Raw genomic sequence first — 24295 nt, 5'->3', positions numbered from 1 at the left:
CGCGAAGTGCCGGGCTGATCAACGCAAATAAGCGTGTTCGATGCGCGCCAGCTGGCCGCTATGCCGCAGGGCCAGCAGGGCGGCATTCATCTGCGCGACGAAATCGGCCTTGTAGGCCGGCGTGTTGCGCGCGCTGTAGGCGATATACGTGGCTTCGGACGACAATTCCAGCACTTCGTGCAAGGCAAAGCCGTAACGGGCCAGTTCGCCGCCCAGCCGGCGCGCCGTGTGGCGTGCCGCGCCGCGGTCGCTGGCGTAGCAATCGATGCGCCGCAAGGCCAGTTTTTTCAGATTGGCTTCATTGCCCTTGGCCGCTTCCAGGCGCAGCAGTCCCTCGCGGGCCGGCGCCATCAGTTTTTCCGAGAGTAAAAAACCCGTATTGACGCCGATGGTCAGGCCGGCAAAGTCGGCGGGAAACCGCGTGCGCGGCGTGCGCATGACGGCGTCATGGCAAAACAGCACCACCGATTCGCGGTACAGCATGGCCGAATACGGCTGCACGTAGGGCCGTTCCGTCTTGCGTCCGGGCGGAAACAGGCCGAAAACCTGGCCCTTTTCCAGCGCATCGAGGCCCCGCTTCCAGGGGCGCGGCTGCAGTTCCAGCCGGTAGCCGGGCATCGCGCTGGCCGCCTGGCGCAGGATATCGACATACATGCCCTTGAAGACGCCGTTTTCCACATAGCTGTATGGCGCATAGTCGTCGTCGCCGTACAGGATGACGGTTTGCGGCGCGGCATGGCCGATGCCGGGGGCGGCCATCGCGCAGAGGGCGGCCAGCAGGCAGGCGCCGGCGCGGCGCAGGTCAATTTTACATATCATCCTGACAAGCATACAGGATGATGGCCGGAATGTACCGCGCCTCAATCGATCCAGTTCACCTGCGGGAACTTGCTGCCGAAATCTTCCGGCATGGGCACGACCTGGCTGAGCTTATAGTTGAAAAACACAAAGCCGGACTTGGCCATGGCGATCAGGGTGCTGTCGCGCGGACGCGTGATGCGGAAGGTGATGTCGCCGCCATACTTGTTGAAATCCATGACGCCCACTTCGAACAGCAACTGGTCGCGTGCATGGGCTTCGGCGCGGTAGGTGGTGGCCAGGTCGGTGACGATGATGCCGGTACCGTCCGCTTCGATGTCGCGCACGCCATATTCGAACAGGAAGCGGGCGCGGGCCTCGGAAATCATGGAAATCATGGAATCGTTGCCGAGATGGTTGCCGGCGTTGATGTCCGTCGTGCGTACCGTCAGTTGCGAGGAATAGCAGTACTGGTCTTCGGGGAATTCAAGTTTCAAACGGGCCATGGTGTTCTCTTGAGCTGGGGCGCAGGGCGCGGCGGAAAAAACCAATTCTAGCCGGTTCCCCGCGTCCCGTCGAAAAACGTCCCATCGTCCGTGTGCTGCAGGCATCGCGCAGGGGCGCTATTTGCGTACGATTCGGTAGACTTTCCCTGTGCCGCTCAGCATGTACAGCTCGTTTTGAGCATCCTGGCCGAACGACACGATGTTGCCCACGTTCGCGATGCCCCAGTCAGTCACGGCAGAGGCCGTGCCATTGCCGTAGCTGAAACTCTTCAGCCAGCCGCTGCAGTAGTCGGAATACAGGTATTGCCCCGCCAGTTCCGGCAGGGCCGCGCCCCGGTACACATAGCCGCCCGTGATCGAGCAGCCGCCGGCCGTATCGTGGCCGTAGGTGATGACGGGCAAGACCAGCCCCGCCTGGTTGCAGCTGACGCTGTTGTAGCACTGCGTGCCTTCCATGATGTTCCAGCCATAGTTGTTGCCCGCCTGACCCACGGGCCGCACGTCGACCTCTTCCCAGCTGGCCTGGCCCACGTCGGCGATATACAGCAGTTGGGCCGGCACGTCGAAGGCGTAGCGCCACGGATTGCGCAAGCCGTAGGCCCAGATTTCAGGGCGTCCGCCTGCCGAGGCAAAGGGATTGCCGGGTGGAATGGCGTACGGCTGGGCGACGTTGCTGGCGTTGACGTCCAGGCGCAGCAGCTTGCCGAGCAGTACATTCGTGTTTTGCGCATTGCCGGGCGGGTCGCCCCCGCTGCCGCCGTCGCCCGTGCCCGCATACAGATAGCCGTCCGGGCCAAAGCTGAGCAAGCCGCCATTGTGGTTGCTGAAGGTGGGGTGGGCAATCGTGAGGATGCCCAGCGCCGACAGGGGATCGGCCACGTTGGCGTTGCCGGCCGACACTTGCCGCCGCTCGATGACGATGTCGCCGGCCAGGCTGGTGTAATAGATGAAGAAATAGCCATTGCTGGCGTACTGCGGATGGAAGGCCAGCGACAGCAAGCCCCGTTCGCCGCTGGTGGTGGTGAGCGTACTGATGTCGAGGAAGGGCGTGGCCAGCAGGCTGCCGTTCTGCACCACGCGGATGCGGCCGGCCCGTTCGACAATGAACAAACGGCTGTCGCCGGGCGGCGCCGTGAGGAAGAGGGGGGCATCCAGTCCGCTGGCCACTTCCTGCAGGCGCAGGGCCAGCGGCGTGGCTGCCGCATACATGACGCTGGCGCTGGCCGTCGCCCCCGCAGTGACTTGCACCTGCTGCGTGACGGGCGTGGGCGCCAGCGTCCCCGTGCCTTGCGTCACGCTGGCGGCGCCAACCGCGTAGGCGCCGGGCGCCAGGCCGGTGAGCGTGGTGCTGGCCGTCAGCGTCTTGCTGTACGACGCAGGCCCCGTGACCGTGACGGCGCCCGCCACGCCGGCCGGCAAGCCGCCGAGGGTGACCGTCAGGTTCCCCGTGGTGGCGCCCGGCGCTGGGTGGTGATGGCCGCCGCCACAGGCAGTCAGCAGTGCCAGGCAGCATGCCAGCAGCGGGGCCAGCCAGGGCAGCGGCAAGCGGGAAAGGAAATGGCGCATGTCAGTCTCCTGCGGGCACGATGCAATGGCTGCTCAAGAGGGGATGGGCTTGTGCCAAGAATGCGCGTCTTTGCGGCGGGAAGTTTGAGCTGGCGCAAACGTACGGTGGCATCGGACAAATGCGCCGCGTTTTCAGACAAGCGCGCCGGCACTTGCGCCGCCGCGCCCGCCGGCGCCCGATAATGGCGCATCTGAAACCGAGCAGGAATGACATACATGAAAACCAAAGCCGCGATTGCCTGGAAAGCGGGCGCCCCGCTGACCATCGAAGAAGTCGACCTGGCCGGCCCGCGCGCCGGCGAAGTGCTGGTCGAGCTGAAAGCCACGGGCATCTGCCATACCGATTACTACACCCTGTCCGGCGCCGACCCGGAAGGCATCTTTCCCGCCATTCTCGGCCATGAAGGGGCCGGCATCGTCGTCGACGTGGGTCCGGGCGTGACGACCCTGAAAAAGGATGACCACGTCATTCCCCTGTACACGCCGGAATGCCGCCAGTGCAAGTTCTGCCTGTCGCAAAAGACCAATCTGTGCCAGGCCATCCGCTCCACGCAGGGCCGCGGCCTGATGCCGGACGCCACCAGCCGCTTTTCGCTGAATGGCCAGCCGCTGTTCCACTACATGGGCACGTCCACCTTTTCCAACTACATCGTCGTGCCGGAAATCGCGCTGGCGAAAATCCGCTCCGACGCGCCGTTCGACAAGGTCTGCTACATCGGCTGCGGCGTCACCACGGGCGTGGGCGCCGTGCTGTTCTCGGCCAAGGTCGAGGCGGGCGCCAACGTGGCCGTGTTCGGCCTGGGCGGCATCGGCCTGAACGTGATCCAGGCGGCGAAGATGGTGGGCGCCGATAAAATCATCGGCATCGACATCAATCCGGCGCGCCAGGCCATCGCGCGCAAGTTCGGCATGACGCATTTCATCAACCCGAACGAGGTGGAAAACGTCGTCGATGCCATCGTGCAACTGACGGATGGCGGCGCCGATTATTCGTTTGAGTGCGTCGGCAACACCACCCTGATGCGCCAGGCGCTCGAGTGCACGCACAAGGGCTGGGGCAAGTCCTTCATCATCGGCGTGGCGGCGGCGGGCCAGGAAATTTCCACCCGTCCGTTCCAGCTGGTGACGGGACGCGAATGGCGCGGTTCGGCCTTCGGCGGCGCGCGCGGACGCACGGACGTGCCGAAGATCGTCGACTGGTATATGGAAGGCAAGCTCAACATTGACGACCTGATCACGCACCGCTTGCCGCTCGAACGCATCAACGAAGGTTTCGACCTGATGAAGAGCGGCGAATCGATCCGTTCCGTCGTGTTGTATTAATTTTATCTGACTGTACTCATTGCGCAACACTTGACGGACGGGGCAGGGCGGCGCGCTGTACTTCGCCGCCTGCCCCTGCTAGTGTGAAGACATCACCGCCTTGCTTCGGGAGCCGTCCATGTTTGCCACTGCCTACCTCGCGACCTTGCGCCGCATGCTGCCCGTCTTCCTCGGCGCGGCCCTGTCTTCCCTGCTGGCCTTGTGGTGGAGCAATGCCGCCAGCCTCGCCACGCCCGCCATCTGGCTGGCGCTGCTGGCCACGTATCTGCTGTGCGCACTGCTGTTTACGCCGCTGGCCCGGCAGAGCCGCCAACTGGCGACGCGCCACGTGCGTCACGGCAAGCCGCGCTGATTCCCGCAGCGCCTAGCGCGCCGTGCTGGAAAAGCGCTCGCGGTAATCGCGTGGCGTGATGGCGAGTTTCTTTTGAAACAGGCGGCGCAGCCTGTCCTCGCTGTGCAAGCCCGCCTGTACGGCCACCTGTTTTAAGGAAGACACATTGTCTTCCAGCAAGCGACGCGCCACTTCAAAGCGGGCCGTGTCGATGAATTCCGTGGGACTGGTCCCCGTTTCGCGCTGGAACACGCGCGTAAAATTGCGCTCGCTCATGGCCAGCCTGGCCGCCAGCAGCGGCACGGTAAGCTCTTCGGCAAGATGCTCCATGATCCAGCCCTGCAACTGGCGGATGGTCGGGTGCGTCGTCATCTGGCTCGACAGGTGCACGGAAAACTGCGACTGGCCGCCGGGCCGCTTCAGATACACGACCAGGTCGCGGGCCACTTCCAGCGCGATATCGCGGCTGAAATCGTCTTCCACCAGGGCCAGCGCCAGGTCGATGCCGGCCGTCACGCCGGCCGACGTCCAGAATTTCCCTTCCCGTACAAAAATCGCATCGGCATTGACCTGTATCAATGGATAGCGCTGGCGCAGGCTATCCACGGCGCTCCAGTGCGTGGCGGCGCTCTTGCCGTCCAGCACTCCGGCCTCGGCCAGGAAGAAGCAGCCCGTGCACAGGGCTGCCAGGGTGTCGATGCGCGGCGCCGCCTCGGCCACCCAGGCGGCGAGGGCGGGAATGTCCTGCAAGACTTGCTCGACGTGGTGGCAGCCGACGATGACGGCCAGGTCGGGCAGGCGGTTCACATCGAGCGCCTTGCTGGCGTGCAGCGACATCAGCGTGTCCGACTCGACCGGGCCGATGGCTGTCGAGGCGATGCGCACGTCGTAGCCGCCGGGCAGATTGCGCAGGCGCAAATGGGTGTTGGCGTAGTCAAACACTTTCATGGCGCCGATGGCTTCGAGCGCCTTGAAGCCGGGATAGACGATGATGTCGACGGTGCGCAGGGGGAATTCTTTGGGGCTTTGCTTGATCATGCGATATGCGCGAGGGGGATAAATACTGCCATAATGCAACAACAGCGATGGCGTAGGTTAGCATGAAATAATCCGCGCGCCCGCTGGCTCCCCACCCACCGGATTCCTCGATATCGTGCGCTTACTCCACATTTTTGCCGCCCTGACATTGCTGCTGGGCTCATCCCTTGCCCACGCGGCCACGCTCAACTTCAATGGCGGCGCCGTCAGCGGCTGCACCCTGCCGGCGTCCAGCACCCAATACACGTGCGCCAGCCTGATCATGGGCAGCACCGACAACGTCGTCATCGCCAGCGGCTATGGCGTGACAGTCAACAGCGATGTGAGCATCGACTACAACCAGGGCCTGAGCATGAGCGGCACGGCGGCCCTGACGGCCAACAAGAATATCGACATCAGCAATGTCAATCCGCCCAACCTGAAGATCACGGGCGGCAGCCTGACGGCCAAGGGCGGCAATTTCAAGGTGGGGTCGCAGGGCGGCACCGTGCTCGTGGCCGATATCTCGGCGGCGTCCGTTTCCCTGGGCGGCACGCCCGTGAAGGTGACGGGCAATATCACGGCCACGGGCAATATCGACATTTCCTCCGGCTCGACGCTGAATGGCGCCATCAGCGGCGGCTCGATCAGCGGCAATTCCAAGGTCACGATCACGGGCAGCGTGAAGGCCAGCGGCAACGTCAGCATCGGCTCCAGCTCGACTATAACGGGACCCGTCAACGGCAGCAGCATCACCACCAGTTCCAGCGTGTCGATTACCGGCGACGTGACGGCGGTCAATTCCTTCAGCCTTGGTTCGGGCAGCAACCTGAATGGCACCACCAAGGCGCCCGTCGTCAGCATCGAGGCAGCGAACAGCCAGGTGCAGGGCGATATCACGGCCAGCACCTCGCTGACAGTCGGTTCGGGCAGCCAGGTGAAGGGCAACCTGACGTCGCCGACCATCGACTTAAAGGCCTCGGGCCTGCTGGTCACGGGCGACGTGAAAGCGTCCAGCTCCCTGAGCATCGCCTCCGGCAATGGCGTGAAGGGTAATGTCGAGGGCGGCAACGTCACGCTGGACTCGTCCAACGCGTATATCACGGGCAATGCGCTGGTCGACCACATCACCCTGGGCTGGCAGGGCCGGGTGCAGCAAACCATCACTTGCAAGGCGTATACACCGTCGAACCCGTGCAGTTGCGTGACGAACAACAGCGGCTGGGCCTTCAATGAACCGATGGGGCCGAAGTGCGGGCCCGGCACGCCGAGCGGACTGCACCATTTCCAGATCGAGCACCCGCTGACGGCGCTCACTTGCCAGGTGCCCACGGTGACGGTGACTGCCTGTGCCGACGCCAGCTGCAGCGCGGTGTACAAGGGTAGCCCCAGCGTCACCGTCAGCCCGGGCGGCGTGCCGACGCAGATCGATGCCAGCGGCGTCAACGCCAATGTCACGGTGCGCCAGACCACGGTGGGCATCGCCACCCTGAGCCTGGTCAGCACGCCCGCCACGGCGGGGGCGCTGGTGTGCAAGAGCGGCGGCAACACGAGCAATTGCCAGATCAGCTTTCTCTCCAGCGGCTTCCAGGTAAGCGGCGTTCCGCGCTACGCGGAGGACGTGGCCGTACTGGAAATCAGCGCCTTGCAGACCTCGTCCGGCAACAGGGACGTGTGCGTGCCCATGTTCGCCAGCCAGACCAAGCAATTGAACCTGACTTGCGGGTACAGCAATCCGGACAAGGGAACATTGCCTGCGCGCATCTTTGACAGCGTCCAAAATAGCTATGTCGCCCTGGCTGGCAGCGACCAGAGCAGCTGCGCCGTGGCGAGCACCAAGGTGAATGTGACGTTTGGCGCCGATGGCGTGGCCAAGCCGAACATGCTGTATGCCGATGCGGGAGCGCTGATCCTGACGGCTGCCTACAAGCCGGACAGCGGCAGCGACAAAGGTTTGGACATGAGCGGTAGCGGCACGGTCATCGTGGCGCCAGCGAAATTTCTGTTCACGAAGCTGGCGCCGATTCAGCGCGCGGGCCTGGCGGCGGCGCCCTTGACGTCCGGTATGACCATCATGCTGTCGGCCGTCAACGCGGCCGGTGCCGTGACGAAGAATTTCGGCAACGAAAGCGGTGTCGCCGTGCAAAAAGTCGTGCTTGGCAATATCTTGCTGGCGCCGGTCTACGAAAACCCGGACGTTAACACGCCTGCCAATCCGACGGTCGGCGGCGATCTCGATTTCTTGAAAAAAGGGGGCGTCACCACGGCGCCGCCGCTGGTCTGGCCCGAAGTGGGCAAGATCAATTTCACGGCCGCGCTGCAAAACGGTTATCTGGGCAGCAGCCTGACGTCGCCGGGGACGAGCGACCCCGTGCTCTTTTATCCGCACCACTTTGTGACGGAACTGGTCGTCAAGCAAGTGGACCTCCCGGGGGGGACGAAGACGGAGTTTCCTTTCCCGTGCAGCACGCCGCTCGTGTGCGCCGGCAACCGCGCCGTGTATTCGCGCCAGCCCTTCGACCTGACCATCCGCGCCCAGACGGCCGCCGGCAACGAGACGAAGAACTTCGACGCCAGGAATGCCGACATCAACAAAACGCAGGTGCCGCTGGTCCCGTATGACGCGGCCACGGGGAACAACAAATATCCGCCCACGGCGCCATCGGGCAGCACGCTGACGGATGGGGCAACAGTACCTGCGGCCGTGACGGGCGTACCCGTCACCAGTTTTACCAATGGCGTTGCCACGCGCGCCATCGCCTACAGCTTCCCCGCCGCCTATGCCGTGCCCAAGCAGCCGACAGCGCTGGCATCGCCGACGGGGCTGCTGCTGCGCGCGACGTATGCCTATCCGGCAGCTGGCAATGTGAGCTCGGCGCCGGCCGATGGCAAGGAAGCGCAGCTGACCGTGCTCACGGGCCGCCTGATGGTGCCGCATGACTACGGTTCCGAGCGCTATCCCGTGCGCCTGGCCGTGCAGGCGCAGTACTGGGACGGCAAGACCTGGGTCACCAGTCTGCTGGACAGCATCAGCGCCTTCGGCAGCGCGCAGGTGGTGTTTGCCAATTGCAAGAAAACACTGGTGTGCAAGGACTTTGCATTCCCCGCTAACACGGTTATTACTTATACGTTCGACAAGGGCATCTTGCCGCCGAATAGACGCTTGATTGTGGCGGCGCCCGGCGCCGGCAAGACCGGCAGCGTCGATGTGTCCGTGCCCGGCATCGCGTACTTGCCCAGCACCGTGGGCACCGTCGTCTTTGGCGTCTTCAAGTCGGGCCCGGTGATTTACCTGCGCGAGATGTATTGAGCCAGGACAAAGGGTGGGCGCAGAAAGAGGGAAAAACCAGTAACATGCCTGGCTGTGGCATTCCCCCCAACCTCAGACTGGAGTTTCTATGAGCACAACATCGCAGTGGATCGATATCGCCGGCCCGGACGGCAGCTTCCAGGCTTACCTGGCCGTGCCGCACGTGGGCAAGGGCCCCGCCATCATCCTGTTGCAGGAAATTTTCGGCGTCAACGAGCACATCCGCGCCGTGGCCGACCAGTACGCGGCCGATGGCTACGTGGTGCTGGTGCCCGACCTGTTCTGGCGCGCCGGTGCGCACATCGAACTGGGCTATGACGCGGACGGCTGGAAGCGCGCCGTCGAACTCATGCAGGCTACCGACAATGCCCACGCCGACGCCGATATCGCCGCCACCATCGCCGTCCTGCGCGCGCGTCCGGAAGTGACGGGCAAGCTGGCGTCCGTCGGCTACTGCTTCGGCGGCCGCTTGTCGTTCCAGACGGCCGCGGCTGGCCTGGTCGACGCGGCCATCGCCTATTACGGCGGCGGCATCCAGAACAAGCTGGACCTGGCCGACCGCATCCAGGTGCCGCTGCTCATGCACTTTGGCGGCCAGGACAGCCACATTCCGCCGGAAGCCGTGCAAAAGATCGCCGAACGCTTCGAAGACCGGCAAGACGTGGAAATCCATATCTACCCGGGCGCCGAGCACGGTTTCAACTGCACCCACCGCGACAGCTACCAGCAGCGCGCCGCCGCCCACGCGCACGGCAATTCCTTGATTTTCCTGGCGGAAAACCTGTAAGGCTGCCTCGCCAGGCCGGCCAGTTGTTATTCTCGAGCCCAATACGCGCCCAGCAACAAAGCCGCATGGGCGCTAAAATAGCGGCTGTGCCGGGCAACGCCCGGCAAACCTGGATGAGGAACCGAATTAAAGATGGCCCAAGTAATTGTTTCTGTAACATTGGCGGCAAGCGCCGAACGCGTGTGGGATTTTATCGGCGGCTTCCAGTCGCTGGCTGAATGGTCGAGCTCGATCAAGACCAGCCTGTCCGAACACGGCGGCCGCGTGCGCCGCCTGAAAACCACGGACGGCGCCATCATCGCCGAACGCCTGCAAAGCTACAGCGAGGCGGACAAGAGCTACAGCTACACCATCGTATCGGGGCCGATCCCCGTCAAGAACTACCGCTCCACCCTGCGCGTCACGGGCGAGCCGGGCGGCGCTTCCTGCGTGGCGGAATGGGCTAGCGAGTTCGATGCGGCCGAAGGTGTGGAAGAAGTCATGGTGGGTGCGTTCCAGCACCTGTATGAAACGGCCTTCGTCGACCTGAAACGCATCATGGCAATTTAGAGCGCCTGACAAAAAGTCCATGGCGTTGTTGCGTTGCCTCGCCGTACATTCGTACTGTCTTCGGCAACACGCCTAGCCCTGAACATTTTGTCCAGCACTCTTAAAAAAACACCGGCACAGGCCGGTGTTTTTCATGGCGCCTAGCGTTTGACCTTGCCAAACGCTTCGCCCTTGTTCCATGTAGGCAAATTCTTGTCGTTCGCCACTTCATAGCCGAGGTTCAGGGTGAACTGCGCCTGCTGCACCATGCCCGACAGGTCCCACGACGGGTGGTATTCATCCGTTACCTGGTGGTAATCCTTCTTGAACGCCACCAGGCGCTCGCCGGACGCTTTCGGCTCCTTGACGAAGTCGAACGAGCCGTCGCCGGAAAACACGGCCGAGCCCACGTTGAAGGCGGGCACGCCAGCCTTGGCAAACGCAAAGTGGTCGGCCCGGTAAAACGCGCCGGACAGGTCGGGAATGGTGGGTGCCAGGCGCAGGCCCATGCGCTTGGCCACCTTGGCGGCGCTCGCGTACAGGCTGCTGCGCTCGGCGCCGGCCACGCCGATGTCGTGCGTCTTGCCGACGAAGTTCATGCTGTCGAGGTTCAGGTCGGCGGCCGTTTTCGCCAGCGGCCACAGGGGCTTGCGCGTGTAGGCCGTGCTGCCCAGCATGCCCGTTTCCTCGCCGGCCGGCCACAGGAAGATCTGCGTGCGCCGTGCAGGTTGTTTTACCGCAACTTGCGCCATGGCCAGCAGGGCCGCCGCGCCCGAGGCATTGTCGATGGCGCCGTTGTAGATGTGGTCGCTTTGCCCTGAGCGGGCGCTGCCTTCGTCATCCTTGCCCAGGTGGTCCCAGTGGGCCGAGTAAATCACGGCTTCGTCCTTGAGTTTCGGATCCGTGCCCGGCACGATGCCGGCCACGTTGAATTGCTCGATGCTGCGGATCTGGCTGTTCAAGACCACCTTGACCGTCGCGTTCAAGGCCACGGGGCGGAATTCGCGCGTTTCCGCCTGCGCGCGCAAGGCATCGAGGTCTTGCCCGCCCGCCTGGAACAGGGCGCGCGCCATGTCTTCCTGCAGCCAGCCTTCCATCGCATTGCCCGCGCCGGCCAGGTTGAAGCGTTCATGGCCGAAACCATTGGCCGGCACCGACCACGGATACGACGCGGACGCCGTCGTGTGGATCAGCAGCACGCCGGCGGCGCCCTGGCGCAGCGCTTCCTCGTACTTGTAGACCCAGCGGCCGTACCAGGTCAGCGACTTGCCGGCAAAGCGGTTCGGTTCGGCAACGGTCGGCTGCGGGTCGTTGACCATCAGGATGACCATTTTTCCTTTTAAATCAGCACCCTTGAAGTCGTCCCACTGCTCTTCGGGGGCGCGGATGCCGTAGCCGGCGAACACGACGGGCGCGTCGAACGCCACTTTCTGCTGGCCATTCGCCGCGCCAAAGACGATGTCCTGGCCGAAGGCGGGGGACAAGGTCTTGCCGCCCGCGCTGAAGGTCACTGTGCTCGATGGCAATGCCTTGCTGCCGACGATGGTCAGCGCCTGGCGATACGTGCCGTCCGGCAAGGGCTGCAAGCCGGCCACGGCCGCCTGCGTTTCCAGGTAGCGCACGGCTAGGTCGCCACCGCGCTGGCCCGTGCCGCGTCCTTCCAGCAAGTCGTCGGCCAGGAAGGACAGGTGGGCGCGCAGGGGCGCCTCGGCAACGAGCGGTTGGGCGAGGGTAGCCGTGCTGAACAGGCTGGCGACGAGGACGAAGGGAAAACGCATGACAACTCCAAAAGTGAATACGGGAAAGCAAAGCAGCGGTAATCTTACTCTACCGCAATGCTCTGGCGTAGCGCGCGGCGCGCACCAGCCGATTGGGGCCACAATGGCTGCTGGTCCACCGACAAGGAGCGTTCCATGACTAGCCCTGACTTGCAATCGAGCAATACCCTGCGTACCGCCGACGGCACCTTGATCTACTACAAGGACTGGGGCAGCGGCCCGCCCGTCGTCTTCAGCCACGGCTGGCCATTGTCGTCCGACGCCTGGGAAGACCAGATGTTCTATCTGGCCTCGCGCGGCTACCGCGTCATCGCGCACGACCGGCGCGGCCATGGCCGTTCCAGCCAGCCGTTCGGCGGCAACGACATGGATACCTATGCCGACGACCTGGCCGCCCTGATCGCCGCGCTGGACTTGACGGGCGCCACCCTCGTCGGCCATTCGACGGGCGGCGGCGAAGTGGCGCGCTACATCGGCCGCCACGGCACGCAGCGCCTGGCCGGCGCCGTGCTGGTGGGCGCCGTGCCGCCGCTGATGCTGCAGACGGCCGATAATCCGCTGGGCTTGCCGCTGTCCGCGTTCGACGCCATCCGCGCAGGCGTGCAGGCCGACCGCAGCCAGTTTTTCCGCGACTTGAGCGAGCCCTTCTATGGCTACAACCGGCCCGGCGCGAAGCCGTCGCAGGGCGTGCGCGACAGTTTCTGGCGGCAAGGCATGCAGGCGGGCATGCCGGCCGCCTACCTGTGCATCAAGCAGTTTTCGGAAACGGATTTCACGGGCGACCTGGCCAGATTCGACGTGCCGACCCTGGTGATCCATGGCGACGACGACCAGATCGTGCCGATCGCCGCCTCGGCGCGGCGCACTGCCGAGCTCATCATCGGTAGCAAATTGCTCGTGTATGCGGGCGCGCCGCACGGCCTGGCGACGACGCACAAGGATAGGCTGAACGAGGACTTGCTGGAGTTCTTGCGCACCTGAAGCGGGGGCGGGCGCCGTGACGGCGCGGCGCCCGCCGTAGCTGTTGCCACGCAGAACAGGCGCAGCCGGCATATTGTTGTGTATCGTTTAATGTTGGCAAAATCACGCGCCAAATGCGTGCGGATCGCCGATTTTTCTGCCTTTTTTACGTAGATATGGCGCAAAAAACGGCGTTCTGCGGCATGCAGCCACCCGGTAAGGTCCAGTAAAGAGTAAACTAGCAGATACACTCTTTCGCATTGGGCGATTCGAGCGAACTTGTGAGTGATTTCATGTCTGATACACCAATTTCCTTATTTTCCGACCTTAACCTGAGCGAGCCGCTGGTTCGCGCGCTCAAGGATGTCGGTTACGAAACACCGTCGCCTATCCAGGCGGCGACGATTCCATTATTGCTCGCGAACCGCGACGTGCTGGGCCAGGCGCAAACAGGCACGGGTAAGACCGCCGCCTTCGCCTTGCCGATCCTGTCGCGCATCGATCTGAAACAAAGCTCACCCCAAGCCCTGGTCCTGGCACCGACGCGCGAACTGGCCATCCAGGTCGCCGAAGCGTTCCAGGTGTACGCCGCCCACATCCCCGGCTTCCACGTGCTGCCGATCTACGGCGGCCAAAGCTACGGCCCGCAACTGTCGGCCCTGCGCCGCGGCGTGCACGTCGTCGTCGGTACCCCTGGCCGCGTCATCGATCACCTGGACAAGGGTTCGCTCGACCTGTCCAAGCTGAAAACCCTGGTACTCGACGAAGCCGATGAAATGCTGCGCATGGGCTTTATCGACGACGTCGAACGCATCTTGCAAGAAACGCCGGAAGGGCATCAAACGGCCCTGTTCTCGGCCACCATGCCTTCCGTCATCAAGCGCATCGCCACCACCTACCTGGTGAACCCGGCCGAAGTGACGGTCGCCGCCAAGACGGGCACGGCCGACAACATCCGCCAGCGCTACTGGCTGGTGTCGGGCATGCACAAGCTCGACGCGCTGACCCGCATCCTGGAAGCGGAAGCGTTTGACGGCATGATCATCTTCGCCCGCACCAAGCTGGGTACGGAAGAGCTGGCCGGCAAGCTGCAAGCCCGCGGCTTCTCGGCTGCCGCCATCAATGGCGACATCCAGCAAGCCCAGCGCGAGCGCACGATCCAGCAGTTGAAAGACGGCAAGATCGACATTTTGGTCGCCACCGACGTGGCCGCCCGCGGCCTGGACGTCGAGCGCATCAGCCACGTCGTCAACTACGACGTGCCGCACGATCCGGAAAGCTACACCCACCGCATCGGCCGCACGGGCCGCGCCGGCCGCAGCGGCGAAGCGATTTTGTTCATCACCCCGCGTGAGAAGAACTTGCTCAAAGCCATCGAACGCTCGACCCGCCAGCCGATCGGCATGCTGGAACTGCCGACGATCCAGGCCGTCAACGACGTGCGTATCGCCAAGTTCAAGGAACAGATCAGCGAAACCCTGGCCCTGGGCGAACTGGAACAGTTCCAGTCGCTGATCGAAGATTTCGAACGCGAGCAAAACATTCCCGCCATCGAAATCGCCGCCGCCCTGGCGAAGATGGCGCGTGGCAATGTGCCTTTGTTGCTGGACAAGAACAAGGCGCGCGAGCAAGCCACGTGGCAAGACGACCGTCCTGCGCGCCAAGACCGCTTCGACCGCCCTGAACGCAATGACCGTTTCGAACGCAATGACCGCTTCGACCGCAACGAGCGCAGCGAGCGCCCGGCCTTCCCGAAAAAGGAACGCATCCAGCGTCCGGCCGACGCCGGCATGCAAACCTTCCGCATTGAGGTAGGTCATCAGCATGGCGTGAAGCCGGGCAATATCGTGGGCGCCATCGCCAACGAAGCGGGCATCGATTCGAAAAACATCGGCCGCATCGAAATCTATGACGACTACAGCGTCCTGGACTTGCCAGACAGCATGCCGAAAGAATTGCTGGACCAGCTGAAAACCGTGTGGGTGGCGGGCCAGCAGCTGCGCATCAGCCGCGACGGCGACGCACCGGACCTGGCGCCGCCAGCCGCGCCGCGCAAGCCGTTCGCCGCCAAGTCCGCGCCAGCGTTCAAGGATGCGCCGGCGGACGCGGGCGAAGTTGCCCCGCGCGCGCCGAAGAAGGAACGTCCACGCCCGGGCGTGACGGCCTACCGTATCGAAGTGGGCCGTGAGCACGCCGTAACGCCAAGCAACATCGTCGGCGCCATCGCCAACGAAGCGAACCTGGAAGCCAAGCATATCGGCCGCATCGATATCTTTGACAACTACAGCGTGCTGGACTTGCCGGAAGGCATGCCGCCGGAAATCCTCGACCACCTGAAATCGGTCGTCGTTTCGGGGCAGAAACTGCGCATCAGCCTGGACGATGGCACGACGGAGCGCAAGCCTGCGCCGCCGCGTCCGAAGTCGCCGCCCCGTAAAACGTACAAGTAAGCCATTCCCACGGGCGCTCCGGCGCCTGTGTCGCGGATTGGAGACACATCCCCCACTGGCGCATTCGCGCCAGTTTTTATTTTCCCTCAAGAAATAAACATGATTGCCGCGTTATGGTTGGCGGCAGGTATTGCCATCTGCCGGCAATGGCCACGGCTCCTTTGCATCTTTTTATCGGCGTAAACGCCATATTTATTGCCTGCTGCATCGATACATAATTTTTTATTAATTATTGTATATGCACGCAATTTAAATTTTGCATTTCAATAAAATCAATCAAGTTGAATCAAAGTAAATCCTAAAACATAAATAAATTGACTTTTATTAAATTGTTTGACTGGCGTCACTGTCGCCGAGGCGATATATCATGGGTGCTTGATGTGGTATATTGTTTTTATGTTTTTGTTATGCTAGTTGAAAAAAAATAGAGGAGCGACGATGCGGGTCAATACGCCTATCACGCAAAATGAATACGTATTAAATGAAGGCATGACGATTGTTTCCACCACGGATTTACAGGGAAACATCAATTACGCCAATCAGTATTTCATTGAAGTCAGCGGTTTTTCAGAAATGGAACTGCTGGGTGCGCCACAGAATATCCTGCGCCATCCCGATATGCCGGCCGAAGCGTTTGCCGACCTGTGGGACACCATCAAGACGGGCATGCCCTGGACCGGCATGGTCAAGAACCGCTGCAAGAATGGCGATTTCTATTGGGTCTTCGCCAATATCACGCCCGTCATCGAAAGCGGCCGCCCGATCGGCTATATGTCCGTGCGCACCAAGCCCACGCGCGAGCAGATCAACGAAGCGGCAGCCCTGTATAAAAGTTTCAAAGACGGCAATAGCGCCAACCTGGCGATCCGCAATGGCCGCGTCGTGCGCCAGGGCTGGGCCGCCAAGCTGGCCGAGTGGCGCAAGCTGAGCTTGTCGCAAGACCTGGCACTGCATTGCATCGTCTTCGGCGTGGTGCTGGCCATCCTCGGCTGCGCCGTGTGGAATATCGACGGCGACACGAGCACGGCCACGCGCAGCTGGCTCAGCGGTGCCGCCGCTGCCGCCGTGGCGCTGATGCTGTATTTCTGGGCCCATCTGCACAATTCCCTCGTCGCCCCGCTGGGCGACGCCATCACGGTGGCGCGCAAGATGGCCGGCGGCGACTTGACGGGCGTCATCGACAAGGTGCGCGACGATGACATGGGTCAATTGATGGCGGCCTTGCGCCAGACCAACATCAACTTGCACAGCATCATCGGCGACGTGCGCGCCAACTTCGAGGATATCCGCATCACCACGGCGGAAATTGCCACGGGCAATATGGACTTGTCCAGCCGCACGGAATCGCAGGCGTCCAGCCTGGAGCAGACGGCGGCCAGCATGGAAGAACTGACGTCAACCGTGCAGAACAGCGCCGACCACGTGGCCACGGCCAACGACCTGGCGGCGCAGGCGTCCACCGTGGCGGCCAAGGGCGGCACCATCGTCAGCGAAGTGGTCACCACGATGGATGAGATCAGCAGCTCGTCGCGCAAGATTCTCGACATTATCGGCTTGATCGACGGCATCGCCTTCCAGACGAATATCCTCGCCTTGAACGCGGCCGTGGAAGCGGCCCGCGCGGGCGAGCATGGCCGCGGCTTCGCCGTCGTGGCCGGCGAAGTGCGCAGCCTGGCGCAGCGCTCGGCGACGGCTGCGAAAGAAGTGAAAAACCTGATCGACCATTCGATCGCCACCGTGAACGCGGGCAGCGTACTGACCAGCAATGCGGGCGCCACCATGGCGGAAGTGATCGCCTCGGTAGCCCGCGTGACGGAAGTGATGGACGAGATTTCCTCGACCACACGCGAGCAGAACCAGGGCATCGGGCAAGTCAACCAGGCCGTCATCCACATGGATGGCATCACGCAGCAGAATGCGGCGCTGGTGGAGCAGGCGGCCGCGGCCGCCACCAACCTGGCGCAGCGCACCGACAGCGTGGCCCAGTCGATCGGCATCTTCAAGCTGAAGGCGTCGCCCAAGCGCAAGGTTGCCGGCGTGGGCCGCAGCGTGGGCGCGGGCGTCGCGTCGCGGGCCTTGCTGAAGGCACGATAAGCATGCCACTCCCGCCAGCGCCATGCTGGCGGGAATCACTTCCGTACCCGGTACACCTCGCCGCCGCGCACCTGCTTCACCACCCCATCCCCGCCAAACAGAATCACATATTCCCCCTGCGCGCCCGAGGCCGCCGGATAGGTGTACATCCACACTTCCTTGCCGCTGTCGAAACGGATGGACGTGCTGTCGCCCAGCGCGGCGCGCACCTGTTCGCGCGTGCTGCTGCCCGGCTGCACGGCTTGCTCCAGGGTGGCGTAGGGAACATTCTTGCTTGCTTGCAAGGCGCGCGTGCCGGAGCAGGCGGCCAGCAGCGTCAACAAGACCAGCGACAGCCACTTCATGGCGCCACCTCGTCCATGTAAGTAAATTCCAGCAGGGTGTCGTCCGGCCAGTTGCTATCCCACAAGGGCGCGTAATACGTGCGATCAAGCAAGACCTGGCAATCGCAATAGGGCAGCGAGGCGGGCGTTTGCTCGCCGCCCGCGTACAGCATGGTGAACGGCAGCGCCAGGCGGCGTTCGCCATGCACGAGGGTCACGCCGAACAGGGGACGGTCCGTGAAGAACAGATAATTGCCATCCGGCTCGGAACACACTTTATCTGTGCTGTAGAGCATGCTGGATAGCCAGGCGATGATTTGCGGGTCGTTCGAGATCAGGCCGGAATCCATGCCGGCGCGGCATTCCAGGCGCAGGTCGCCCAGGCGCCGCGTGCCGGGCGGCAAGCCGGGCGTGATCACTTGCGCGCGCCAGCTCATGGTGGTGGCCTTGCGGTTGGCCAGCAGCACGGCGTCTTCGCGCGCCGCTTGCGCATTGCGCACGGGGGCAAAACTGTTGTCTTCGGCCAAGGGCAAGGGGATGCTGACCGTGTCGCCGGCGATGCGCAGCTGCACACCGGCCATGTCCACGCCGGGCTGGCGCGGCAGCAAGCGGAAGCGCAGCACGGCCTGCGGCGCCAGCGCATGGTCGCGCTCGAAGCGGTCCACGCCCTGCAGCATCTTGCGGTAGGACTTGTCGACGGGGTCGCGCGTGGCGTCCACCTTCACCTGCGGCACGGGCGCGGTTTGCGCCAGCGCAATAGGGCCATGGAGCAAGCCTATGATCAGCAGTAATCGATAAATACGCATGGCTTGATGCTACGCCTTTTTTCGCATCCGCCACGCACGGGTGGGCGTGTCAGCACTCGCTATCAGTACTCGCTGTATTTGCGCGCGTCGCCGCGCACCTGCTGCGCCGGGTATTTCTGTGCGTTCAGTTGCATCTTTTCCAGCACGGCCGCGTGCAGGTCGACGCCGCTCTTGTCGGCCAGGCGCACCAGGTACATCAGCACGTCGGCCAGTTCGTGGCGGATGCCCGTGCGCTTCGCCTCGTCCAGTTCGCTATCCGCGCCCGTGGCCAGCCACTGGTAGTGTTCCGCCAATTCCGCCACTTCCACGGACAGGGCCATGGCCAGGTTTTTCGGCGTGTGGAACTGGTCCCAATCGCGCTCGTCGGCAAAGGCGCGCAGGCGCGCGCGGATGTCGAGCAGGCTGTCGCTGGGCGCGCTCATGCGGCCACCTGCAGCGGTTTTTCCATGAAGACACTGAATGGGTCGTCGGGATAGTCGCCGTACGGTCCGCGCCGCTGGTAGCCGTGGCGCGCGTACAGGGCGATCGCCTCGGGCTGGTGGATGCCCGTTTCCAGGGTCAGCAAGCGGCAGCCGCGCGCCAGCGCCTGCTCTTCCAGCAAGGCCAGCAAACGTTTTGCCAGGCCCAGTCCCCGGCTGTCAGGGTGCACGTACATGCGCTTGAGCTCGCCGAAAGCGGGCGTGACGACGATGGCGCCGCAGGCCCGCGCCGTGCCCGCCGCATCGCGGGCGACGGCAAACAGCAGGGTATCGGACGGCACGGACGCCAGGTCCAGCGAGTAGACGCACTCGGCCGGATACAGGGTCTGTTGATATGCATCAAGCTCGGCGATCAGGGTTTGCACGTCGGCTTGCTGCGGCGATTCCAGGCGGATGGTCATGGGGAGGTCGAATGAATGGGACTTCCCCCATGGTATCACTGCGGCCGCGCCAGGCGCAGCGTCAAGCCGATGGGCGACATTACAAAACCCATCAGTTCCTGCGCCTCGCCGCCATCGGGCGTGTCGACGCCGGCGATGTCGAAGCTGCCCAGCAGCATGGCCATGGCGATCTTGATTTCCAACAAGGCCAGGTAGCGGCCCGGACACGTGCGCAAGCCGGCGCCGAAGGGCATCGAAGCGCGCTTGTTGTTCGCCTCGCCGCCCTCGGCCAGCCAGCGTTCGGGCTGGAAGGCTTGCGCGTCGGGAAAGTGCGCATCGGATACCGTATCGTGGCGCATCACGCACCACACGAGGGTGCCGGCCGGCACGGCGATATCGGCGATGACCGTGTCGCGCAGCGCCTCGACGGGCAGGAAGGGGGCCACCGGCTTCAGGCGCATGGCTTCGCTGGCGCAGGCGCCCAGGTAGTCGAGGCTATCCATCTGCTCGATCGTGAAGCGGGCCGCGTCGGGCGCCAGGCGCCGCACTTCCTCGCGCGCCCGCGCCAGGGTGTGCGGATGGCGTTGCAACAGGTAAATCATCCAGGACAGCGTATTGGCCGTCGTATCCTCGCCCGCCAGCAGCATGGTCAGCACATTGCCGGCCACGGCGCGGTCGTTCACGCCGCTGTCCTTTTCGTCGGCGGCGGCGATCATCGCTTCGAGCAGGTTGGGCGGATGCTCGCGGCGTGCCGGGTCGCGTGCCATGCGCGTGCGCGCCTGCTGCACCAGGTCGGCCACGGCGGCGGACAGGGCCGCCACGTCGCGGTCCAGCCGGCGGTCGACGGGCAGCTTGACGTAGCGCCAATACGGGAACATCGACAGGCTGCGCCGCGCCACGGCGGGCAGGATGGCGTCCATGTGCCGCTGGATCACGTCCTCGCCCGCTTCCAGCGTGTTGACCTCCGTGCCGAAGGCGAGGCCGGCGATGATGTCGACCGTGTAGCGTTTCAGGTCGCCATCGAGGTCGATCGCCTGGCCTTGCGAGGCGGCAAGATGCCAGCGCCGCTGCAGGCGCTGCGCCACCGTCGCCAGCGCCGGGAAGTAGGCCTTGACGGTGCCGGGCGCCATGCCGGCCATGACCATGCGGCGCTGGTTGCGCCATTCCGTGCCCTCGGCCAGGAACAGGCCGGGGATGCCGCCCATCTCCTCGGAAACGATGGAGCTGCTCAGGGGGCGGCGAAAGCCGTCGGGCCGGTCGCGCAGCACGGCGGCGACGGCCTCGCTGTCGGCCACCACCAGCACCAGGGTGCGGCCGAACCAGGCGCGCAGGTAGGGGCCGTAGCGCTGCACCCACTCTTCCACGTCGCGGTGGATGCGCGTGAGCTTGATCTGCAGGCTGTTGCCGACGATGGGCAGGGCGAATGGCCCCGGCAGGCGGCGAATCTGGCGCAGGGCCGTGGTGGCGGGCGCGGCGGCGTGATCGAGCGGGGGCATGGCGTACTCCTGGTGGATGGCGACAATGACTTCACTGTAGCGCGCTTGCGCGTCCGCGTCTTGAACGAATACGACATCGGGCGCGGCCGGAAATTGCCGGTACAATCGTCGCCATGCCTGCCGCCCCTACGCCCCTGACCCGCCTGATCGCGCCGCGCACGGCGCTCGCTTCCTGCGTGCGAGCCTTCCTCGTGCGCGACACCACGGGCTGCGCGCCGTTGCCGCCGGCGCAGCGCCTGAACCGCTTTCCCGCCGCGCCCATGTGCAGCATCGTCTGGACCGTCGCGGGCGACGTGGAAGCGGCAGCGCCGGGCCTGTCGCTGCGGGACGTGCGCATGCCGCCCGCGCTGTTCGGCGGCCCCCGCTCGTATCCGCTGGTCAGCTACAACCCCGGCCCCGTGCATACGTTTGTGGTGATGTTCTACCCGGCCGCCCTGCATGCGTTGTCGGGCGTCTCGATGGATGGCTTGCTGGACCAGTTCCGCCCGCTCGACGCGCTGTTCGATGGGGACTGGCTGGCCCTGTCGGACGCCGTGCTGGCGGCGCCCGACGATGCGGTCCGCGTCAGGCTGGTGGAGGATTTTCTCGCGCCGCGCTGGGCGCTGGCGCGCAAGAGCGGCGACCATCCGGCCGGCGCCGTGCAGGACTGGGTGCGCCGCCTGGCCGTGCAGGCGGCATCGACGGGCCTGGCCAGCAGCGCGCGCAATATCGAGCGCCGCATCAAGGCCTGGGCCGGCCAGCCCATGCGCACCTTGCGCCGCATGCGCCGCGCGGAACAGCTGTTTCTCGACGAGCGCGGCGCCATCCTGCAGGGCACGGCGTCCTGGTCCGACGTCGCCGCCAGCGGCGGTTACGCCGACCAGGCCCATTTTTGCCGCGAGACGCGCGAAATCACGGGCTTGAGCCCCACCGAGTTGGCGCGCGCCATGCGCGACGATGAAAGCTACTGGATATACAGGGTGTGGAGTTGAACAGGATTTGTTACCCGGTGTAGACGACGCCTTTGCGCAAGGTCACTTCATGGTGCCCCGCGCCGGGCGCCATCATGGGGAAGCAGTTTTCCGCGCCATGCACGCGCACGTCGAGGAAGTACGGGCCCTCCGATGCCAGGCAGGCCGCCAGTGCCGCGTCGAGCTCCTCGCGCCGGCTCACCGTGCGCGCCTGCCAGCCGAACGCGCGCGCCAGGGCGACGAAATCGGGCAGCGCTTCCGTGTAGCTGTGGCTGTAGCGCCCGCCATGGATGAGTTCCTGCCACTGGCGCACCATGCCCATGTAGCCATTGTTCGACAGCACCACTTTCACGGGCAGGCGGTGCTGCACGGCCGTGGCCAGTTCCTGGATATTCATCAAGATCGACGCATCGCCGCTGACGCACACGACGCGCTTGCCCGGATGGGCGATCTGCGCGCCGATGGCGGCCGGCAAGCCATAGCCCATGGTGCCGGCGCCGCCTGACGTCAGCCAGCGGCGCGGCTGCTCGAAGCGCAAGTGCTGCGCCGCCCACATCTGGTGCTGGCCCACGTCGGTGGAGACGATGACGTCGCCGCCGTCCATGCCGTCCAGCGCCGCCTGCAGCCGCCGCATCAGCGCCTGTGGCGCGATCACCTCCGGCGTATCGTCGAACGCCAGGCTGTCCTGGGCGCGCCAGGCGTCGATGCGCTGCCACCACGGCTGGCGGTCCGCCAGCAGGCGTCCGCGCAGCTGCGCCAGCAAGGCGGCCAATACGGGGGCGCAGTCGCCGCGCAGGGCCACGTCGGCGCGCACCACCTTGTGTATGGAGGCCGGGTCGATGTCGATGTGGATGACCTTTGCGCCAGGACAAAACGCATCCAGGCGGCCCGTGACCCGGTCGTCGAAGCGGGCGCCGACGCAGACGATCAGATCCGCATGGTGCATGGCCAAGTTCGCTTCCAGGGTGCCGTGCATGCCCAGCATGCCGAGGAAGGCCGGGTGCGAGGCGGGAAAGGCGCCCAGGCCCAATAAGGTCAGGGTGCACGGCGCGGCGGCCAGTTTCACCAGTTGCTGGAAGGCGGCGCAGGCATCCAGGCCGGAATTGACGAGGCCGCCACCGCCATAGAACACGGGCTGGCGCGCGCCGGCGATCAGGCTGGCGGCCCGTTCCAGGTCGGCGGGCTGCGGCAGGGCGGCGGCAGATGCGGCGGGCGGCAGCGGCGCGTGCTGCGTGACGGGCGCCAGCTGCAGATCCTTGGGAAAATCGACCAGCACGGGGCCGGGCCGGCCCTGCGTGGCCTGGATAAATGCTTCGTGCACGACGACGGCCGTTTCCTCGGCCGCGCGGATTTGCCGGTTCCACTTGGTGACGGGGCGCGAGATGCCCAGCGCGTCGCATTCCTGGAAGGCGTTGGTGCCGATGCTGGTGCTGGCCACCTGGCCGCTGATGCAGATGACGGGCACCGAATCGCACAGGGCGTCGAGCAAGCCCGTGGTGGTGTTGCTCATGCCGGGGCCGGAGGTGACGAAGACGACGCCAGGCCGGCCCGTGCTGCGCGCATAACCTTCGGCCGCGTGCACGGCCGCCTGTTCGTGGCGCACCAGCACGTGGCGCAGGCGGGGCTGCGCGTGCAGCGCGTCGTACAGGGGCAGCACGGCGCCGCCCGGGTAGCCGAAGACGGTGTCGACGCCCAGGGCCAGCAGGGTGTCGATCAGGGTGCTGGCGCCGTTGCGCGGCGCAAGATCGGCGGCGGGAGCGAGGAGGGGAGCGGGATCGGGTTTCATGGCCTTATTTTCTGCCTTATGCAGCAGAAAAGGCTGCTGGTTTTCTCGTATAGAATGCGATATTCAGTAAAATTTGCTGTGAAATAAGGATATGACAGAATGAAGCTGGATAAATTCGACCTCGCCATCCTGACGGCCCTGCAGCAGGATGCCCGCATCAGCCTGCACGACCTGAGTGCCAAGGTGGGCCTGACCTCGTCGCCGTGCTGGGCGCGCATCAAGCGCATGGAAGACGATGGCGTCATCGAAGGCTATACGGTGAATGTCAACGCGGCCAAGGTGGGGCTGGCCGACACCGTCATCGTGCAAGTGACCCTGGACGACCATTCCGACCAGGCCCTGTTCGAATTCGGCCACGCGCTGGCCATGATCCCGGAAGTGCTGGAAGCGTTCCTCGTCTCGGGCGACTACGATTACTACCTGCGCATTGCGGTGAGCGACACGCGCGACTATGAACGCCTGCTGCGCGAGCGCTTATATAAAATCCCCGGCATCCGCCACAGCAAATCGAGTTTCGTGTTGCGCCAGCTCAAACAGAGTTATTTGCCCTTGCAACGCTAGTTCCCCCGCACGGCGGGAGTTTTTCCCTGGTTCCCCGATGGTGGCTGTCCGATACTGGACAGTAAT

At 64.4% G+C, this 24295-nt stretch carries 21 protein-coding genes; 10 read left to right on the top strand and 11 right to left on the bottom strand.

Annotated elements, in window-relative coordinates; all coding sequences use genetic code 11:
- Positions 1-18: 18 nt before the first annotated feature.
- The 3 genes from CLU94_RS10755 to CLU94_RS10745 all read right to left on the bottom strand — a co-directional run bounded on the left by CLU94_RS10755 (position 19) and on the right by CLU94_RS10745 (position 2870).
- A complete protein-coding gene (locus tag CLU94_RS10755; protein ID WP_218965286.1) occupies positions 19-819 on the bottom strand; it encodes a substrate-binding periplasmic protein in 801 nt (266 codons plus the stop codon).
- Between the two features lie 41 nt (positions 820-860).
- Entirely contained in the window at positions 861-1304 is a 444-nt protein-coding gene (locus tag CLU94_RS10750; protein ID WP_077399141.1) for a thioesterase family protein, read from the bottom strand.
- A 117-nt stretch (positions 1305-1421) separates the two neighbouring features.
- A complete protein-coding gene (locus CLU94_RS10745; protein ID WP_099665619.1) occupies positions 1422-2870 on the bottom strand; it encodes a PQQ-dependent sugar dehydrogenase in 1449 nt (482 codons plus the stop codon).
- A gap of 216 nt (positions 2871-3086) precedes the next feature.
- On the opposite strand from CLU94_RS10745, the gene CLU94_RS10740 reads away from it, so the two are divergent.
- Both CLU94_RS10740 and CLU94_RS10735 read left to right on the top strand, forming a co-directional pair.
- Positions 3087-4193 (top strand): S-(hydroxymethyl)glutathione dehydrogenase/class III alcohol dehydrogenase, encoded by a 1107-nt coding sequence (locus tag CLU94_RS10740; RefSeq protein ID WP_099665618.1) that lies wholly within the window; start codon positions 3087-3089, stop codon positions 4191-4193.
- Positions 4194-4311: 118 nt separating this feature from the next.
- Positions 4312-4545 carry a hypothetical protein gene (locus CLU94_RS10735; protein WP_034784311.1) on the top strand — a complete coding sequence of 78 codons (234 nt, stop codon included), beginning with the start codon at positions 4312-4314 and terminating at the stop codon, positions 4543-4545.
- A gap of 12 nt (positions 4546-4557) precedes the next feature.
- Here the strand turns inward: CLU94_RS10735 and CLU94_RS10730 are convergent, their stop codons facing one another.
- Complete coding sequence (locus tag CLU94_RS10730) at positions 4558-5562, bottom strand: GlxA family transcriptional regulator (protein ID WP_077399151.1); 1005 nt, start codon at positions 5560-5562, stop codon at positions 4558-4560.
- 115 nt (positions 5563-5677) lie between these two features.
- On the opposite strand from CLU94_RS10730, the gene CLU94_RS10725 reads away from it, so the two are divergent.
- The 3 genes from CLU94_RS10725 to CLU94_RS10715 all read left to right on the top strand — a co-directional run bounded on the left by CLU94_RS10725 (position 5678) and on the right by CLU94_RS10715 (position 10187).
- On the top strand, positions 5678-8851 hold the full coding sequence (locus CLU94_RS10725; RefSeq protein WP_143451396.1) for a polymer-forming cytoskeletal protein: 3174 nt from the start codon (positions 5678-5680) through the stop codon (positions 8849-8851).
- A gap of 88 nt (positions 8852-8939) precedes the next feature.
- Positions 8940-9638 (top strand): dienelactone hydrolase family protein, encoded by a 699-nt coding sequence (locus tag CLU94_RS10720; RefSeq protein WP_099665616.1) that lies wholly within the window; start codon positions 8940-8942, stop codon positions 9636-9638.
- A gap of 132 nt (positions 9639-9770) precedes the next feature.
- Positions 9771-10187, top strand: a complete 417-nt coding sequence (locus CLU94_RS10715; protein WP_099665615.1) for an SRPBCC family protein — start codon at positions 9771-9773, stop codon at positions 10185-10187.
- A gap of 140 nt (positions 10188-10327) precedes the next feature.
- Here CLU94_RS10715 and CLU94_RS10710 read toward each other — a convergent pair whose 3' ends face one another.
- Entirely contained in the window at positions 10328-11944 is a 1617-nt protein-coding gene (locus CLU94_RS10710; protein ID WP_099665614.1) for a M28 family peptidase, read from the bottom strand.
- Positions 11945-12079: 135 nt separating this feature from the next.
- Between CLU94_RS10710 and CLU94_RS10705 the strand changes: the two genes are divergently transcribed.
- From CLU94_RS10705 to CLU94_RS10695, 3 genes are all read left to right on the top strand, one after another.
- On the top strand, positions 12080-12925 hold the full coding sequence (locus CLU94_RS10705; protein ID WP_099665613.1) for an alpha/beta fold hydrolase: 846 nt from the start codon (positions 12080-12082) through the stop codon (positions 12923-12925).
- A 272-nt stretch (positions 12926-13197) separates the two neighbouring features.
- Positions 13198-15354, top strand: a complete 2157-nt coding sequence (locus tag CLU94_RS10700; protein ID WP_099665612.1) for a DEAD/DEAH box helicase — start codon at positions 13198-13200, stop codon at positions 15352-15354.
- A gap of 438 nt (positions 15355-15792) precedes the next feature.
- A complete protein-coding gene (locus CLU94_RS10695) occupies positions 15793-17448 on the top strand; it encodes a methyl-accepting chemotaxis protein (protein WP_099665611.1) in 1656 nt (551 codons plus the stop codon).
- Positions 17449-17483: 35 nt separating this feature from the next.
- Here the strand turns inward: CLU94_RS10695 and bamE are convergent, their stop codons facing one another.
- The 5 genes from bamE to CLU94_RS10670 form a co-directional block, all read right to left on the bottom strand.
- Positions 17484-17792, bottom strand: coding sequence for an outer membrane protein assembly factor BamE domain-containing protein (gene bamE, locus CLU94_RS10690; protein WP_099665610.1), 309 nt, complete (start codon positions 17790-17792; stop codon positions 17484-17486).
- Positions 17789-18577, bottom strand: coding sequence for a hypothetical protein (locus CLU94_RS10685; RefSeq protein WP_099665609.1), 789 nt, complete (start codon positions 18575-18577; stop codon positions 17789-17791). The genes bamE and CLU94_RS10685 overlap by 4 nt, the downstream gene beginning before the upstream one ends.
- A gap of 62 nt (positions 18578-18639) precedes the next feature.
- Complete coding sequence (locus CLU94_RS10680) at positions 18640-18999, bottom strand: nucleotide pyrophosphohydrolase (protein WP_099665608.1); 360 nt, start codon at positions 18997-18999, stop codon at positions 18640-18642.
- Positions 18996-19457 carry a GNAT family N-acetyltransferase gene (locus CLU94_RS10675; protein WP_099665607.1) on the bottom strand — a complete coding sequence of 154 codons (462 nt, stop codon included), beginning with the start codon at positions 19455-19457 and terminating at the stop codon, positions 18996-18998. Before CLU94_RS10675 ends, CLU94_RS10680 begins: the two co-directional genes overlap by 4 nt.
- Positions 19458-19492: 35 nt before the next feature.
- Positions 19493-20932, bottom strand: a complete 1440-nt coding sequence (locus tag CLU94_RS10670) for a cytochrome P450 (protein ID WP_099668261.1) — start codon at positions 20930-20932, stop codon at positions 19493-19495.
- Between the two features lie 113 nt (positions 20933-21045).
- Here CLU94_RS10670 and CLU94_RS10665 point away from each other — a divergent pair, with 113 nt between their 5' ends.
- Positions 21046-21903, top strand: a complete 858-nt coding sequence (locus CLU94_RS10665) for a helix-turn-helix domain-containing protein (protein ID WP_251349274.1) — start codon at positions 21046-21048, stop codon at positions 21901-21903.
- A gap of 10 nt (positions 21904-21913) precedes the next feature.
- Here CLU94_RS10665 and ilvB read toward each other — a convergent pair whose 3' ends face one another.
- On the bottom strand, positions 21914-23668 hold the full coding sequence (ilvB, locus tag CLU94_RS10660) for a biosynthetic-type acetolactate synthase large subunit (protein ID WP_099665606.1): 1755 nt from the start codon (positions 23666-23668) through the stop codon (positions 21914-21916).
- A gap of 99 nt (positions 23669-23767) precedes the next feature.
- Here ilvB and CLU94_RS10655 point away from each other — a divergent pair, with 99 nt between their 5' ends.
- Positions 23768-24229 carry an Lrp/AsnC family transcriptional regulator gene (locus tag CLU94_RS10655; RefSeq protein ID WP_070217690.1) on the top strand — a complete coding sequence of 154 codons (462 nt, stop codon included), beginning with the start codon at positions 23768-23770 and terminating at the stop codon, positions 24227-24229.
- Positions 24230-24295 lie beyond the last annotated feature (66 nt).

The organism is Janthinobacterium sp. 13 (assembly GCF_002749695.1).
GTDB classification, from domain to species: Bacteria; Pseudomonadota; Gammaproteobacteria; order Burkholderiales; family Burkholderiaceae_D; genus Janthinobacterium; species Janthinobacterium kumbetense.
Note: the sequence above shows the minus strand (reverse complement) of the source record. Positions and strands in the feature narration are given on the sequence as shown.

Excerpts from the sequence above, each read along its gene's own strand:
- CLU94_RS10730 (WP_077399151.1), bottom strand. The coding sequence starts at position 5,562 with ATGATCAAGCAAAGCCCCAAAGAATTCCCCCTGCGCACCGTCGACATC.
- ilvB (WP_099665606.1), bottom strand. The coding sequence starts at position 23,668 with ATGAAACCCGATCCCGCTCCCCTCCTCGCTCCCGCCGCCGATCTTGCG.
- CLU94_RS10670 (WP_099668261.1), bottom strand. The coding sequence starts at position 20,932 with ATGCCCCCGCTCGATCACGCCGCCGCGCCCGCCACCACGGCCCTGCGC.
- CLU94_RS10755 (WP_218965286.1), bottom strand. The coding sequence starts at position 819 with ATGATATGTAAAATTGACCTGCGCCGCGCCGGCGCCTGCCTGCTGGCC.
- CLU94_RS10695 (WP_099665611.1), top strand. The coding sequence starts at position 15,793 with ATGCGGGTCAATACGCCTATCACGCAAAATGAATACGTATTAAATGAA.
- CLU94_RS10705 (WP_099665613.1), top strand. The coding sequence starts at position 12,080 with ATGACTAGCCCTGACTTGCAATCGAGCAATACCCTGCGTACCGCCGAC.
- CLU94_RS10735 (WP_034784311.1), top strand. The coding sequence starts at position 4,312 with ATGTTTGCCACTGCCTACCTCGCGACCTTGCGCCGCATGCTGCCCGTC.
- CLU94_RS10715 (WP_099665615.1), top strand. The coding sequence starts at position 9,771 with ATGGCCCAAGTAATTGTTTCTGTAACATTGGCGGCAAGCGCCGAACGC.
- CLU94_RS10655 (WP_070217690.1), top strand. The coding sequence starts at position 23,768 with ATGAAGCTGGATAAATTCGACCTCGCCATCCTGACGGCCCTGCAGCAG.
- CLU94_RS10700 (WP_099665612.1), top strand. The coding sequence starts at position 13,198 with ATGTCTGATACACCAATTTCCTTATTTTCCGACCTTAACCTGAGCGAG.
- CLU94_RS10665 (WP_251349274.1), top strand. The coding sequence starts at position 21,046 with ATGCCTGCCGCCCCTACGCCCCTGACCCGCCTGATCGCGCCGCGCACG.
- bamE (WP_099665610.1), bottom strand. The coding sequence starts at position 17,792 with ATGAAGTGGCTGTCGCTGGTCTTGTTGACGCTGCTGGCCGCCTGCTCC.
- CLU94_RS10710 (WP_099665614.1), bottom strand. The coding sequence starts at position 11,944 with ATGCGTTTTCCCTTCGTCCTCGTCGCCAGCCTGTTCAGCACGGCTACC.
- CLU94_RS10740 (WP_099665618.1), top strand. The coding sequence starts at position 3,087 with ATGAAAACCAAAGCCGCGATTGCCTGGAAAGCGGGCGCCCCGCTGACC.
- CLU94_RS10675 (WP_099665607.1), bottom strand. The coding sequence starts at position 19,457 with ATGACCATCCGCCTGGAATCGCCGCAGCAAGCCGACGTGCAAACCCTG.
- CLU94_RS10720 (WP_099665616.1), top strand. The coding sequence starts at position 8,940 with ATGAGCACAACATCGCAGTGGATCGATATCGCCGGCCCGGACGGCAGC.
- CLU94_RS10685 (WP_099665609.1), bottom strand. The coding sequence starts at position 18,577 with ATGCGTATTTATCGATTACTGCTGATCATAGGCTTGCTCCATGGCCCT.
- CLU94_RS10680 (WP_099665608.1), bottom strand. The coding sequence starts at position 18,999 with ATGAGCGCGCCCAGCGACAGCCTGCTCGACATCCGCGCGCGCCTGCGC.
- CLU94_RS10745 (WP_099665619.1), bottom strand. The coding sequence starts at position 2,870 with ATGCGCCATTTCCTTTCCCGCTTGCCGCTGCCCTGGCTGGCCCCGCTG.
- CLU94_RS10750 (WP_077399141.1), bottom strand. The coding sequence starts at position 1,304 with ATGGCCCGTTTGAAACTTGAATTCCCCGAAGACCAGTACTGCTATTCC.